12 protein-coding genes are annotated in these 14,423 nt (G+C 72.1%); 7 read left to right on the plus strand and 5 right to left on the minus strand.

Features of this window, described 5'->3' with window-relative positions:
• Positions 1-2 precede the first annotated feature (2 nt).
• Complete coding sequence (locus ABZ953_RS27420) at positions 3-1,526, plus strand: APC family permease (protein WP_361728689.1); 1,524 nt, start codon at positions 3-5, stop codon at positions 1,524-1,526.
• 68 nt (positions 1,527-1,594) lie between these two features.
• Here ABZ953_RS27420 and ABZ953_RS27425 read toward each other — a convergent pair whose 3' ends face one another.
• Entirely contained in the window at positions 1,595-2,992 is a 1,398-nt protein-coding gene (locus ABZ953_RS27425; RefSeq protein ID WP_361728692.1) for a gluconate:H+ symporter, read from the minus strand.
• Positions 2,993-3,127: 135 nt separating this feature from the next.
• On the minus strand, positions 3,128-3,634 hold the full coding sequence (locus ABZ953_RS27430; RefSeq protein ID WP_361728695.1) for a gluconokinase: 507 nt from the start codon (positions 3,632-3,634) through the stop codon (positions 3,128-3,130).
• Between the two features lie 137 nt (positions 3,635-3,771).
• Here ABZ953_RS27430 and ABZ953_RS27435 point away from each other — a divergent pair, with 137 nt between their 5' ends.
• Together ABZ953_RS27435 and ABZ953_RS27440 are read left to right on the plus strand one after the other, a co-directional pair.
• On the plus strand, positions 3,772-4,473 hold the full coding sequence (locus ABZ953_RS27435; RefSeq protein WP_361728698.1) for a FadR/GntR family transcriptional regulator: 702 nt from the start codon (positions 3,772-3,774) through the stop codon (positions 4,471-4,473).
• A gap of 29 nt (positions 4,474-4,502) precedes the next feature.
• A complete protein-coding gene (locus tag ABZ953_RS27440) occupies positions 4,503-4,913 on the plus strand; it encodes a YchJ family metal-binding protein (protein WP_361728701.1) in 411 nt (136 codons plus the stop codon).
• Positions 4,914-4,947: 34 nt separating this feature from the next.
• Here ABZ953_RS27440 and ABZ953_RS27445 read toward each other — a convergent pair whose 3' ends face one another.
• Positions 4,948-6,228, minus strand: a complete 1,281-nt coding sequence (locus ABZ953_RS27445; RefSeq protein WP_361728704.1) for a lipase family protein — start codon at positions 6,226-6,228, stop codon at positions 4,948-4,950.
• Between the two features lie 378 nt (positions 6,229-6,606).
• On the opposite strand from ABZ953_RS27445, the gene ABZ953_RS27450 reads away from it, so the two are divergent.
• Both ABZ953_RS27450 and ABZ953_RS27455 read left to right on the plus strand, forming a co-directional pair.
• Positions 6,607-9,483, plus strand: coding sequence for a peroxidase family protein (locus tag ABZ953_RS27450; protein ID WP_361728707.1), 2,877 nt, complete (start codon positions 6,607-6,609; stop codon positions 9,481-9,483).
• The gene (locus ABZ953_RS27455; RefSeq protein ID WP_361728710.1) at positions 9,470-10,870 is read left to right on the plus strand and encodes a hypothetical protein; all 1,401 of its coding nucleotides are present in this window, start codon (positions 9,470-9,472) and stop codon (positions 10,868-10,870) included. Before ABZ953_RS27450 ends, ABZ953_RS27455 begins: the two co-directional genes overlap by 14 nt.
• Before the next feature lie 19 nt (positions 10,871-10,889).
• On the opposite strand, the gene ABZ953_RS27460 is transcribed toward ABZ953_RS27455, so the two are convergent.
• Together ABZ953_RS27460 and ABZ953_RS27465 are read right to left on the minus strand one after the other, a co-directional pair.
• Positions 10,890-12,452 (minus strand): acetolactate synthase large subunit, encoded by a 1,563-nt coding sequence (locus ABZ953_RS27460; protein ID WP_361728713.1) that lies wholly within the window; start codon positions 12,450-12,452, stop codon positions 10,890-10,892.
• A gap of 72 nt (positions 12,453-12,524) precedes the next feature.
• Positions 12,525-13,568 (minus strand): helix-turn-helix domain-containing protein, encoded by a 1,044-nt coding sequence (locus ABZ953_RS27465; RefSeq protein ID WP_361728716.1) that lies wholly within the window; start codon positions 13,566-13,568, stop codon positions 12,525-12,527.
• 52 nt (positions 13,569-13,620) lie between these two features.
• On the opposite strand from ABZ953_RS27465, the gene ABZ953_RS27470 reads away from it, so the two are divergent.
• Both ABZ953_RS27470 and kdpF read left to right on the plus strand, forming a co-directional pair.
• Entirely contained in the window at positions 13,621-14,064 is a 444-nt protein-coding gene (locus tag ABZ953_RS27470; RefSeq protein ID WP_361728719.1) for a cupin domain-containing protein, read from the plus strand.
• A 262-nt stretch (positions 14,065-14,326) separates the two neighbouring features.
• The gene (gene kdpF / locus ABZ953_RS27475) at positions 14,327-14,416 is read left to right on the plus strand and encodes a K(+)-transporting ATPase subunit F (protein ID WP_033264828.1); all 90 of its coding nucleotides are present in this window, start codon (positions 14,327-14,329) and stop codon (positions 14,414-14,416) included.
• Positions 14,417-14,423 lie beyond the last annotated feature (7 nt).

A 14,423-nucleotide genomic window follows, 5' to 3' on the forward strand; every position in this document is an offset into this window, starting at 1 on the left:
CCATGGCGACGGGAAGTTCGAGCCCGAGCGACGGGATCAGCACGTACAAGGGCCAGGAGCGGGCGCTGCGCGCGGGCCGCCTCGGCACCGCGGGCCTGCTGCTCTCCGTGCTCGCCGCGACCGGCCCCCTGATGGTCGTCGCCGGTGTCATGCCCACCACGTACGGCGTGATGGGCGTCGTCGGGCAGCCCCTGCTCTTCCTCGTCCTCGGCGTCGTCCTCGCGCTCTTCAGCCTCGGGTACGCCGAGATGAGCCGGCACGTGCACAACGCGGGCGCCTTCTACGCGTACATATCCCGCGGCCTCGGCGGCACCGCGGGCGCGGGCGCCGCGCTGGTCGCCCTCGTCGCCTACAGCGCCCTCCAGGCCGGTCTGTACGGCCTGCTCGGCTTCGAGGTGTCCGGGCTCCTGAAGACGTACTTCGAGGTCGACGTCGCCTGGTGGATCCCGGCGCTCGGCACCGTGGCCCTCGTCGCCGTCCTCGCCTGGCTGAAGATCGACCTCAACGCGCGCGTGCTCGGCGTCCTGCTCATCGTCGAGGTGGCGCTCGTCGTCATCTTCGACATCGCGGCCGTCGTCGACCCGGGCAAGGAGGGCCTCTCGCTGCACGCGTTCAATCCGGACACGCTCACCGGCGCGGGCGTCGCCACGTCCCTCTGCTTCTGCATCGCGGCGTTCACCGGCTTCGAACAGGCCCCCGTGTACGCCGAGGAGACCAGCCGCCCGCAGGTCGTGGTGGCCCGCGTGATGTTCTTCGCGGTGGGGTTCGTCGCGGTCTTCTTCGCCCTCAGCTCCTGGGCGCTCACGGTCGCGGCGGGCCCGTCCGGCATCGTTCCCGCGGCGCGGGAGCAGAGCGCGGGACTGCTCTTCGGCCTCACCGAGTCCCGGCTCGGCGGCACCTTCACCGACGTCCTTCATATGCTGTTCGTGACCGGCATGTTCGCGGCGATCCTCAGCTTCCACAACGTCGTGGCGCGCTACGCCTTCGCGATGGGCCGCGAGAGGCTGCTGCCCGCCGCGTTCGGCCGCACCAACACCTCCACCGGCGCCCCCGGCACCGGTTCCCTGTTGCAGACCGTGGTCTCGGTGATCGTCGTCATCGCGTTCGCCGTCGCGGACGACGGCACGGCGGGCGACCCGACCGCGCCCGTCCTGCACCTGTTCACCTGGGGCGGCAACATCGGCGCGCTCGGCGTGATCCTCCTGATGGCCACCGCGTCCGTCGCCGTGATCGTCTTCTTCGCCCGCAGGGGCGCCGCCCGCGCCCAGGCCTGGCGCATCGCCGCCTCGGCGCTCGCCGCGGCAGGCCTGCTCGTCATCGCGGGCTACACGGTCAAGGACTTCGACGTCCTGGTGGGCGCGGGCCCCGACTCGGCCCTCAGCTGGGCACTTCCCGGGATCATCCTGCTGGCGGCCGTGATCGGCGTGGTCTACGGGGCGTCCCTGCGGGCCAGGAACCCCGAGGCCCACGCCAGGATCGGCCTGGGCAACGAGGCGTTCCAGCTCGAGAAGGCGTCGGGGACGTGAGCCCCAAAATCAGCCCCTCCGGCGATTGAGGAGCGGGGTCCGGGGCGGAGCCCCGGGGAGACGGCGCGCTAGATGATCAGCGACAGGATCAGCACAAGACCGCCCGCCACCACGGAGATGATCGTCTCCATCACCGACCACGTCTTCACCGTCTGACCGACGTCCAGCCCGAAGTACTCCTTCACCAGCCAGAACCCGGCATCGTTGACGTGCGAGAAGAACAGCGAACCGGCACCGATGGCGAGCACCAGCAGGGCCGTGTGCGCCGTCGACATGTCGGCGGCGAGCGGCGCCGCGAGACCGGCCGCGGAGATCGTCGCGACCGTCGCGGAACCCGTGGCGAGCCGGATGGCCACCGCGATCAGCCAGGCCAGGAGCAGCGCCGGGATCGACCAGTCCTTGGAGAAGTCCAGGATCATCTGGCCCACGCCGACGTCGATGAGCGTCTGCTTGAAGCCGCCGCCCGCGCCCACGATCATCAGCACGCCCGCGATCGGCGCGAGCGACTTCTCGACGGTCGTGGAGAGCCGGTCCTTGGTGAACCCGGCCGCCCGGCCCAGTGTGAACATGGCGACGATGACGGCCGCGAGCAGGGCGATCAGCGGGGAGCCGATGACGTCGAAGACGCGCTGCACGGTGGTCCCGGGGTCGTCGACCACGATGTCCACCAGTGCCTTGGCCAGCATCAGGACGACGGGCAGCAGCACGGTGGCGACCGTGACACCGAACCCCGGGCGCTTCTCCAGCTCCTCCGAGGCGCGCTGCGGGATCATCTTCTCGGGCGCGGGCACATCCACCCACCGCGCCGCCACCTTGGAGAACACCGGCCCGGCGATGACCACCGTCGGGATCGCGACGAGGACGCCGAGGGCGAGCGTGACGCCGAGGTTGGCCTTGACCGCGTCGATCGCGACGAGCGGCCCCGGATGCGGCGGGATCAGCCCGTGCATCACGGAGAGACCGGCGAGAGCCGGGATGCCGATCCGCATCAGCGAGTAGTTGCCGCGCTTGGCGACCATCAGGACGACCGGGATCAGCAGCACGATGCCGACCTCGAAGAAGAGCGGGAGTCCGACCACCGAGGCGATGAGGACCATCGCCCAGGGCATCGCGCGCCCACCCGCTTTGGCCAGGATCGTGTCGACGATCTGGTCGGCGCCGCCGGAGTCGGCGAGCAGTTTGCCGAGGATCGCGCCGAGCGCGATGAGCACGCCGACGCCCGCGACGGTGTCGCCGAGCCCGCGGGTGAAGCTGGCGATGGCCTTGTCGAGCGGCGCGCCCGCGAAGGCCCCGAGCGCCAGCGACCCGACGGTCAGCGCGAGGAACGCGTGCAGCTTGAACTTGGTGATGAGCAGGACGATGACGGCGATGCCCGCGAGGACGGCGATCCCCAGCTGGGCATGGCCCGCCGAGGTGATCGGTTCGGCGGGGGCCGCTGCCAGCATCTCGACGCTGAGATGAGTCACGGTGCTTTCCTTGTACGTGGTACGGGGTGCGGGGTGCGCCCCGTAGGGGCGCGGGACTGCGACATGTGCGGCTCCGCCGCGTGGCCGCGACCAGCCACAAGCGGCCCGCAGTCAACGAACTACCGGCGGGAGCGCTCAGCCAAGACGACCGAGCGCCTCGACGGCCCGGTCGGCAATCTCCTCGGGGGACCCGGCGACATCGACGCCGACACCCGCCTCGTCCGAGCCGAGAGGCTGCAACGTGGCGAACTGCGAGTCGAGCAGCGCGGTCGGCATGAAATGCCCCTGCCGATGCGACATCCGGTCCTCGATCAGGGCCCGGTCACCGGTCAGGTGCACGAAGACGACACCGGGAGCGGCGCCCCGCAGCCGGTCCCGATAGCTCCGCTTCAGCGCCGAGCTGCTGACCACCCCGCCGAGCCCGGCCCGCCCGTGCGCCCAGGCGCCGATCGCGTCGAGCCAGGGCCACCGGTCGTCGTCGGTGAGCGGCGTGCCCGCGGACATCTTCCGGATGTTCTCCGGCGGGTGGAAGTCGTCGCCTTCGGCGTAGGGAACGCCGAGCCGGTCCGCGAGCAGGGGGCCGATCGTGGTCTTGCCGGTTCCTGCCACGCCCATGACTACGACGACGTGGGGGGTGCTCATGGCTGCCTGCCTCGCTGTCTTCATCGACATCGGTGGTTGTTCACGTCACTGAAACCCATTAGGTCTGACGAATTCAAGAGCCTGTGACATAAAAGTCTGACTTATTGTTCGGGTGATGCTCCTCGTAGGCTTCCGCCATGACCGCACAGGCCCGAGGGCTGCACTCCCGCGTACTGGAAAGCCTCGGGCCCGCCATCACCGCAGGCGAGTACCCGCCGGGCAGCGTGTTGCGCACCGACGAGCTGTCTCAGCGCTTCGAGGTGTCACGCTCCGTGATGCGGGAGGCGGTCCGGGTCCTTGAATCCATGCACCTGGTCGCGTCCCGCCGCCGGGTGGGCGTGACCGTGCTGCCCACCGACGAGTGGAACGTCTACGACCCCCAGGTCATCCGGTGGCGCCTGGCCGGCGCCGACCGGGCCCGGCAACTGCGCTCGCTCACCGTCCTGCGGTCCGCGGTCGAGCCGGTCGCCGCGGGGCTCGCCGCCCGGCACGCCACCGCGGCGCAGTGCGCCGAGCTCACCGAGTGCGCACTCGGCATGGTCGCCCACTCGCGCGGACACCAGCTGGAGGGCTACCTCCGCCACGACGTCGCCTTCCACCGGGTCATCCTCAACGCCTCGGGCAACGAGATGTTCGCCCGCCTGGGCGACGTCGTCGCCGAGGTCCTGACCGGCCGTACCGCACACCAGGTGATGTTCGAGGACCCGGACCCGCCCGCCGTCACCCTGCACGTCAAGGTCGCCGAGGCGGTCAGGGAGGGCGACGCGGTCCGCGCGGAGGCGCTGACCCGGCAGATCGCCCTGGGCGCCCTGGAGGAGCTGGACATCCTCGCCCCCTGAGGGCCTGTCTTCGGGTGAGAATGGGTGCCATGTCCCGACGCGCCGCACGCCCCACCACCCCCACGCCCTGCCCCTGCGGGCTCCCCCAGTCGTACGAGAAGTGCTGCGGCAGGCTGCACCGGGGCGAGGCCGCCGCGAGCACCCCCGAAGAGCTGATGCGCTCCCGCTACAGCGCCTTCGCCGTGCGGGACGAGAGCTATCTGCTGCGCACCTGGCACCCGCGCACCCGGCCGCCCCGCGTCGAGTTCGACCCGGCGCTGCGCTGGACGGGCCTGGAGATCGGGGCGACCTCCGAGGGCACCGCCTTCCACACCACCGGCACGGTCACCTTCCGGGCCCGCTACACCGACGGCGGCCGCCCGGACTCCCTGCACGAGAAGAGCGGCTTCGAGCGGCTCGACGGCGCGTGGGTGTACGTGGACGGCACCTTCATCGAGTAGCGGGCCGACTCCCCGCCGTCGCACCGCCCGCCCGTCACCGCACGTCGCCGTACTCGCTCAACACCCCCGGCGGAGCAAGCGCGTTGACGTAGTGGCCCGGACCGTGGTCCTCGAAGGAGTACGTGAACGGGATCGACCGCGTCAGCGCGAGGCGGGCCGCGAAGAACGCCAGGGGCGCCACCACCGCGAGCCCCGCGAGACTGTCCATCTGCGGATAGTGCAGCCCCGGATCGCGGACCTCCGACCAGCCGCCGGTCCGCGCCCCGCGGGCGAGCGCGGACAGCGAGCGCCCGGCCGCCCGCGCCCTGCGGCCCGCCATCCGGCGCAACTGCCCGCGCAGCAGGTCGCCGGGCAGCGAGACCGCGTCGATCGCCGTCTCCGCCGCGAACGCCAGCGCCCCCTCCGCCGTACCGCGCGGCCTGCGGTAGTGGAACTCGCGGCCGAAGGGGGCGTAGGGGCCGACCGGCCGGGGCGGCAGGGCGGGCACCACGTCGCGGTCGAAGATGTAGCGCAGGAGCCGGTCGCGCAGGATGTGCTCGTCGCGGTCGTTCGTGGCCCGGGTGCAGGCGTCGGCGAAGCCGGGACCGCCGAGGAGCGGCTGGCCGAAGGTGTAGACGGCCCGCAGCCGGTCGGCGATCGGGGCGTACCGGGGCTCGTGGACCAGGGCGACACCCATCAGCGCGGCCATCGCGCCGCCGAGGCTGTGCCCGGTGATGTACAGCGCCTCCATGCCGTCGCCGCGCACGCCCTTCTCACCGGGGTCGACGGACTCGCCGCGCGCGGCACGGGCGAGGGCCTGCATGATCAGGTGCCGGGTCGCCCGCATGTTGCGGTAGAAACCCGCGTGCACCTGGTGGCGCTCGCCCGCCAGGTCCACGGCGAGCGTCTCCGGTCGTACGTCCGCGTCGGTGAGGATGCTGATGATGTCCTCGGGCTGGGTGCCGCGGTAGCAGAGGATCACCACGCGCCGGTCCTTGTCCTGGATCAGATACGCGGCCGACGCGATGTACATGGCGTCCACGCGCTGCTCGAAGACCCGGCAGCGGTTCTCCGCCAGGCCGAGCCGCGACATGATCATGGCGACGGTCCCCGGGTCCCCCTCGTTCCCGAACCCCGCGTACGCGTACGCGGCGCAGGTCGCCATGGTGTGCGGCACCGGACCCTCCGTGGCCGGAAGCCCCTTCTCCGCCGCAAGGAGGTCCACCAGATCCGCGTAGACGGGAAAGACCGTGCGCTGCCCCGGCCCGCCCTCCGTGGCGCTCTTGAACGGGCGCAGCTCCGCGAAGCTCGGCCCCCTGGCGATGTCCTCCCGCATGGCGTCCCCCACAACGCGCCGCTGTCACACCCGACTTGTGAGCACACCACCGGCCCGGGACACCGTCAACTCAACGGCGCTCGGGCCGCCGCCACCCGTCGGGACCCGGCCACCGCGCGCACCCCGCTCATGGGGCTGCTGAGGAGCGAGAGCTCACACGGGGTGTGAAAGAAGGACCCGGTGCCACCCTCCGCACCCGCCCGGAAGCCGCCCACGGGCCCAAACGCCCTGGCCCGCCCGCCAGTTCGAAGCCCGCGGACGCTCCCGCACATAGGCGGGAACCGCCGCTGCGGGCCGCCGGTGCCGCCAGTAGCGTCTGCCTGCCCCCCTGTGCCGTACGCAGTCCCGCAAGCAGCCGTGCGAAGGAAGTGGCGCCCGATGGCCGACACCGGACAGCAGCAGAGTTACGAGCGCTACCTGGGCGGCAGCCCGGAAGCCGAACGACGGCTGTTCCAGCGCCTCGCACAGGAACTGATGAAGGTCCAGGAGAAGAACCGGCGCGCCGCCGGGGCCGCGGGCATCGAGCGCACCCTGCACGCCAAGGCCGCGCTCGGCGTGGAGAACGCCCGGCTGCGCTTCCACGACGACCTCCCCGCCGCCCTGCGCTGCGGCTTCGCCCAGCCGGGAGCGGCCTACGCCGCGACCGTGCGGCTCTCCAACGCCAGCGGCATCCGGCAGGCCGACGGGGCGCCCGATCTGCGCGGCGTCGCCGTGCGCGTGACGGTCTCCGCCGACGAGAACCACGACCTGCTCGCCACCAACCACCCCGTGTCGCACGCCCGTGACGCCCGCGAGTTCGTCGCCTTCGCGCGGGCCATGGCAGGCGCGACCACACCGCTGAAGAAGGCCCTCGGCCTGTTCGTCAAACTCCCCCTGGCCGTCGGCTACGCCACCGCCACCCGCATGCGGCGCAACGTCCAGGCCGCCGCCCGGCACACCGTCAAGAGCCTCGCGGGAGAGACGTACTGGAGCCGCAGCGCCGTCCTGTGGGGCCCGGCGGGCCCGGTCCGCTACCTGCTGCGCCCGGCGGGCAACGGCCTCACCGCGGGGCCGGGCGCCGAGCGCCGCGACCCCCAGTACCTGCGCCGCGAGCTGGAGACCCGCCTCGCCCGCCACGACATCGTCTTCGACCTGTGCGTCCAGCGCTACGTCGACGAGCAGCGCACCCCCGTCGAGGACGGCTCCGTGGAGTGGCTGGAGTCCGTCGCCCCCGCGCTGCCCGTCGCCACCCTCACCATCCCCAGCCAGGACCTCGACACCGCCGAGGCGCGGGCCGCGGGCGGCCGCGTCGAGGTCATCGGCTTCAACCCGTGGTTCACCACCGACGACTTCCGTCCGCTCGGCAACCTCAACCGCGCCCGCAAGTCCGCCTACGAGGCCAGCGCGGCGCACCGCCACGGACTGCGCTTCGTCACCGAGGAGCCCCTGCGCAACAAGGTGCTCGACGTACCGGTCGGCGCCGCCTTCCGCCTCCTCAACCGCTACGTGCCCTGGCACAAGCTGCCGCTGGAGGCGAGCCTGCTCAACCTCGTCCTCCTGCGCAAGGCACTGCGCCGCTTCAACCTCATCGACACCGACGTGCACGAGGCGCCGCCCGAGGCCGTCCCCGCACCCCCCACGTTCGACGAGCAGCTGCGTACCGTGCGGTCCTACGACGGGACGTACAACGACCTCTCCAAGCCCGCGATGGGCGCCGTCGGCGCGGCCTTCGGGCGCAACCTCAAGCCGGTCTACCGCCCCGACCTCTTCGACGTCCCGAACCCGGTCACGGTCAGCCGCCAACTCCTGTACCGGGAGACCTTCCTGCCCGCGACCTCGCTGAACGTGCTGGCCGCCGCCTGGATCCAGTTCCAGGTCCACGACTGGGTCAATCACCGGCGCCACCCGGCGGGTGGCAAGGCCGTCGAGGTGCCGCTGCCGCCCGGCACGACCTGGCACAACACCCCCGGCGGACCCGCCGAGCGCGTGATGCGGTTCGCCGAGAACGAAGGCATCGAACTCCCCGGCGACCAGCCGCCGGTCCTCTTCGCCAACACCGCGTCGCACTGGTGGGACGGCTCCGAGGTGTACGGCGAGAACGAACAGACCGCCAAGTTCCTGCGCGAGCCCGACGGCGGGCCCAAACTCCGCCTGGACGAGGGCCACTTGCCCATCGGCCCGAACGGCATACCGCTGACCGGCTTCGCCGAGAGCTGGTGGATGGGGCTCAGCGCCATGCACACCCTCTTCGCCCGCGAGCACAACGCGGTCTGCGACGCGCTGCGGCACGCCTACCCCTCGATGAGCGCGGAGAGCGTCTACCACACGGCCCGCCTGGTCGTATCGGCCCTCATCGCCAAGATCCACACGGTGGAGTGGACCCCCGCGATCCTCGCCACCGAGGCCATCGACCTCGGCCTGCACACCAACTGGGACGGGCCGCCCGACAAGTGGCTGCAGAAGCTCGGCCTGTGGCTGCTCGAATCCCACTCGCTGACCGGCATCCCCAAGACACTGCCCGACCACCACGGCGCGCCGTACTCCCTGACGGAGGACTTCGTCACCGTCTACCGCATGCACCCGCTGATCCCCGACGACTTCGAGATGCGCGAGCACCACTTCGGGCAGCGCCTGGAGACCCTGGGCTTCCGCGACATCCAGGGCGGCGCCGCCGAGGCCGCCATCCGCAAGACGGGACTCGCGGACACGCTGTACTCCTTCGGCATCTCCCACCCCGGCGCGATCACCCTGAACAACTTCCCGCGCGCACTACAGCAGTTCGAGCGCGACGGCGAGATCATCGACCTCTCCGTCGTCGACCTGGTCCGCACCCGCAGGCGCGGCGTGCCCCGCTACAACGACTTCCGCGAAGGCCTGCACAAGCCGCGCATCCGCCGGTTCGAGGACCTGTCGCAGGACCCGGCGACCGTCGCCCGCCTGAAAGACGTCTACGGATCGGTCGACGAGATCGACACCGTCGTCGGCCTGTTCGCCGAGAACCCGCCGCACGGCTTCGGCTTCAGCGACACGGCCTTCCGCATCTTCATCCTGATGGCCACCCGGCGGCTGCAGAGCGACCGCTTCCTGACCGTCGACTTCCGCCCCGAGATCTACACCCCGCTCGGCATCGACTGGGTCCAGAAGGGCGGCATGAACTCCGTCCTGCTGCGGCACTGCCCGGAACTCGCCGGCCTGCTGCCGCGCGGGGCCACCGCGTTCGCGCCGTGGCGGCAGGTGCAGCCGATGAGCGACGGCGGCACCCGTGCGGGCGGCTGACGGCGACCCCGGACACAACGACCCCGGGCACCCGGGCCTCGCGGACCTGTTCGCGAGGCCTCTCCTGGAGACGGTCTGGCGCCGCCGCACCCACCGGGTGAGCCGCGGCGCCACCGTCCCCGCGGGCTCGATGAGCTACCGCTCGCCGCACGCGCCGCGCCCCCTCTCCGAACTGGAGGAGGCGGTCCTGATCGCGCTGACCGGCTGCACCGGACTGACCATGCCGGACCGGCCCTTCGACGACCCGCGCGACGGCAAGCCCATCATGGCCAAGCCCAACATGAACATGGCGGGCCGCACCGCGGGCAGCCCCGACAACGCGCAAAGCACGCACTTCTTCCTGATCAACGACACGGGTACGTACTTCCTGCGCAGGCTTGACCCGGCACCCGGCACGCCCCTCGACGCGACCGGCCTGGTCGAGCGGGCCCGGCGGGCGAAGGTCCGCGTCCTGGACCACCGCCTCGACGTCACCGAGGGGCTGCGCGACTTCCCGGCCTACCTGGACTCCAACCGGTTCCTGTCCAACCTGCCCGGAACGACGGTCCTGTTCCCGGTCATCGACCTCTCCCACCAGTACATCAACGCCCTGATGTACCTCCTCACCCAGCCGGACGACGCCCGCCCCACCCTCGTCGACGACCGCAACTTCTACCGTCCGGCGGGCGTGCGGAAGTGGGTCCGCGACGGCTTCCTCAACGGGGACCTGAAACTGCCCCTCGGCGCGCTCGGCCCGATGCGCACCCAGATCGAGGCGGACCTGCTCCTGCAGAACCTGATGCTGAGCGCCGAGGCAATGGGCCTCGGCGCCTGGATCCACGCGTCCATCAACCCCCAGATCGCCCTGGGCGACCCGAAGTTCTCCCGTGCCTACGGCCAAATGCTCGGCTTCTCCTTCGTCACCCCGCGCTGGCGGCTGCCGGACCTGTGGCGCTGGCACGTCCCGCTCCCCAGGTACGCGGCCCTGCGCTCCCACCCCGTCGGCCTCACATCGCCGACGGGCGAGCCCCTCATCCAGGCGGCGTGCCCGCCCGCGCACCGCACCATGGCGGCGGCGGTCGACTCCGTCATCCGGGCCAAGTTCGGCCCCGGCGGCACCTACGGCGACAAGGACGTCTTCGCCCGCATCTACAAGGAGGCGTACGGCCGGCGGTACCTGGCGGAGGCGAGCGCGTACGAGGACCAAGTCATCGCCTGCACCCGCGACATCTGCACGTACATCCACGACACGCACGGCCGTTTCCCGGCGCACACGGACGCGATCCACGTGCCCGGGGTGTGGCTCCAGGTCCACCACGTGGAGGTGGAGTACTACGAGAAGTTCTTCCGGGACGGGCTGACGGACGCGCATCGCCGCCACGGGGCCGTGTGGGACGGCGAAAGCTGAGCAGAGAAACCTTCGGCCCCTATGCCAGCGGCGGTACCGTGCAGCTGATCAGGAACGGGCCCGGTTCCGCCAAGCCGCGCTTCAGGAGGGCCGCGAACTCCTCGGCCGTCGCGGCCCGTTCGCCCGGCACCCCCATGCCGCGCGCCAGCGCGACGAAGTCGAGGGACGGTCCGGACAGGTCAAGGAGCCGGTGCGCCCGCGCCCCGCCCGCCGCCGCGCCGACCGCGCCGAGCTCCAGGTTCAGGATCGCGTACGAGCCGTTGTCGAAGACGACCGTCGTCACGTCGAGCCCCTCGCGGGCCTGCGTCCACAGCGCCTGCAACGTGTACATCGAGGCCCCGTCCCCGACCAGCGCGAGCACGGGCCGGTCCGGGCAGGCCACCCCCGCGCCCACCGCGAGCGGCAGGCCCTGCCCCATCGCCCCGCCGGTCAGCGTCAGCCAGTCGTGCGGCGGCGCGCCCGCGGTCGCGCCGGGCAGCCACAGACCGGAGGTGTTGGCCTCGTCCACGACCACGGCGTCCTCCGGAAGCAGCGCCCCGAGCACGGCGGCCGCCGACTCGGCGGTCAGCTCACCCGTGGGCAGCGCGGGCCTGACGGCCTCCTGCCGTACGGACTTCGCGCCGGGCCCGACCACTTCGGCGAGCCCTTCGAGCGCCGCCGTCACGTCCTCCGGGCCGGTCGCGAGCGTGTGCACCGTGCCTCCCTCGGGGGCCAGCGACCCGCGCTGCCCCGGGTAGGCGAAGAAGGTGACCGGCGACGCGGCCCCGGCAAGCACCAGGTGCCGCACGCCCGCGAGTTGGCGCGCCGCGCCCGCGCCGAGGTAGGCGAGCCGCTCGACGGCGGGGCGTCCCGCGCCCCGCTCCAGGCGCGCGGGAAAGGTCTCGCACAGCAGCTTCGCCCCCGTCGCCCCGGCGATCCGCCCCGCGGCCGCGAGTCCCGCGCCGCGCGCGGCCGCGCCGCCGAGCAGCAGGGCGGTGTCCTCGCCGGACCGCAGCGCCGCCGCCGCACCCGTCACGGCGTCCACGGAGACGAGGCCGCGCCGCGCCGGGGCGGGAGGCGCGGCGGCGGGCGGATCGGCCGCCTGCGACCAGGACACGTCGGCGGGCACGACGAGCGTCGCGACGGCGCCGGGCGGCCCGGTCGCGGCGGCGACGGCGGCCGCGACGTCACCGGCGAGCTCCGAGGCGTAGTACGTACGCCGCGTCCAGGCCGACACCGTGCGGGCCAGCGCCCCGATGTCGGACTCCAGGGGCGCGTCGAGCCGCTTGTGGTGCAGGGCGTGGTCGCCGACCACGTTGATCAGGGGCGTCGCGGCCCGCCGCGCGTTGTGCAGGTTCGCCAGGCCGCCCGCGAGGCCGGGGCCCAGGTGCAGCAGGGTGCAGGCGGGGCGTCCCGTCATCCGCCCGTACCCGTCGGCGGCGCCCGTCGCGACGCCCTCGAAGAGGCACAGCACGGGCCGCAGCCGGGGCTCCTCGTCGAGTGCGGCCACGAAGTGCATCTCGGAGGTGCCGGGGTTGGCGAAGCACACGCGGACGCCCCCGTCCACGAGGCCGTTGATCAGGATCTGCGCTCCGTTCGGCATGGCGGTCCGCCTCTGCTCGGTGGCGTGGGCGCGGTGGGCGGCGGTGCCCGGTGCGTGAGGGAGGCCCAGTCTTCACGGGGTCCGGGCCGTGGCGGCAGCCGCGATCCGGCCAGCCGCCGCGGGCACCCGGGGGCCGAACCTGCGCCGGTAGCCGGACGGGCTGAGACCCGTCTCGCGGCGCAGCCGGGCGCGCAGATTGGCCGCGGTGCCCAGACCGCTGCGGTGCGCGACCACGTCGAGGCGTTCCTCGCCGCGTTCGATGAGTCGGCAGGCCAGCGTCACGCGCTCGCCGGTGAGCCAGGCGAGCGGTGTGGTGCCGAGCTGTGCTTGGAAGCGGCGGTGCAGGGTCGCGGGGCTGACCCCGGCGCGGGCCGCGAGCCCCGCCACGGTGAGGGGCTCGGCGAGCCGCTCCTGCGCCCAGGCGAGCAGCGGCGCGAGGGACTCGTCCCGCACCTGTGGAACGGGCCGCTCCACGAACTGCCGCTGCCCCCCGTCCCGGTGGGCCGCGAAGACGAGGCGCCTGCTCACGGAGTTGGCGACCTCGGCGCCGAAGTCGGCGCGCGCCACGTACAGGCTCAGATCGAGCGCGGCCGCGCTGCCCGCCGCGGTGAGGATGTCGCCGTCGTCCACAAAGAGCACGTCCGGTTCGAGCCGTACGGCCGGAAAGCGTTCCCTGAAGGCCTGTGCCCACTGCCAGTGGGTGGTTGCCCGGCGTCCGTCGAGGATGCCGGACTCGGCGAGCGCGAAGGCGCCGGTGCAGAAGCTCATGATCCTGGCGCCGCGCGCGTGGGCGCGCCGGACGGCGTCGAGCACAGCGGGAGCGCGCGGCACGGAGTTGTCGGGACGGCCCGGCATGATCAGGGTGTCGGCCGTCTCCGCCGCGTCGAGTCCGGGCACGCCGGTGAGATGGAAGAACCCGTGGTTCATCCGCACTCGGGGCCCGGTGGTGCAGAGCACGAGCTCGTACAGGGCCTCGTCCAGGCCGAGTTCGGGACGCGGCAGACCGAACACCTCCGTGGCGACGCCGACTTCGAAGGGGTTGGTGCCTTCGTCGACGACGACCACGACGCGGTGCCTGGGCCTGCCCGCCGATGGTTGCGAGGATTCTTGCGGCATGCGCGATTTCTAGCACTCGTGGGGGTGGCGCCGCACGCCGGAAGATCACTCCATGAACAGTGAAGCGGTCAGTCAACCCGTCAGTGAACCCGTCAGTGAGCCCGTCTCCCTGGACCACGTCCTCGCCTCCTTCGACGCCCTGTGGAGCCCCCGCATCGTCACCTCCGTCAACGACTACGACGTCCGCGTCACCAAGGTCGAGGGCGAGCACGTCTGGCACGTCCACGACGACACCGACGAGTTCTTCCTCGTCCTCGGCGGCGAGCTCCACATCGACCTGCGCGAACCGGCGGGGGAGCGCAGGGTGACGCTGGCGCGGGGCTCGGTCTTCACCGTCCGGCGCGGCACCGAGCACCGGCCCTACGCCCCGGACGGCGCCCGGATCCTGCTCTTCGAACCCACCGGCACCCCGACGGTCGGCGACCGCCACGACGAGGTCCCCGACCACGTGGACGTGACGACGGGCCACACCTGGCACGCCGAGCCGAAGGCGTAGCGGTCCAGGTCAGGGCTCTTTTACCGGTCAGCGGCAGCAGATCGTAAGAGACCCGTCAAGAGGTCCGCCGACGCCGTATGGAGGGCGTCAACGGAAGACGGATGCGGCCGATCGGGCGCTTACCTCTAATCGTCCGATCAAGCAGTTCCCCGTCTCTTCCGTTCTTCCGTCAGGAGCCCACGATGGCCGACATGGCCTTCGTCGCCACCACGATCGCGGTCTTCGCGCTGGTGGCACTCGTCGCCAAGGGGGTGACCAAGCTATGACCGCCGAGAACATCGTCGGCCTCGTCGTGGCCGTCGCCCTCCTGGGCTATCTCGTCCTCGCCCTCGTCTTTCCGGAGAGGTTCTAGGTACGGA

This window comes from Streptomyces sp. NPDC046465 (assembly GCF_040646035.1).
Classification (GTDB): domain Bacteria; phylum Actinomycetota; class Actinomycetes; order Streptomycetales; family Streptomycetaceae; genus Streptomyces.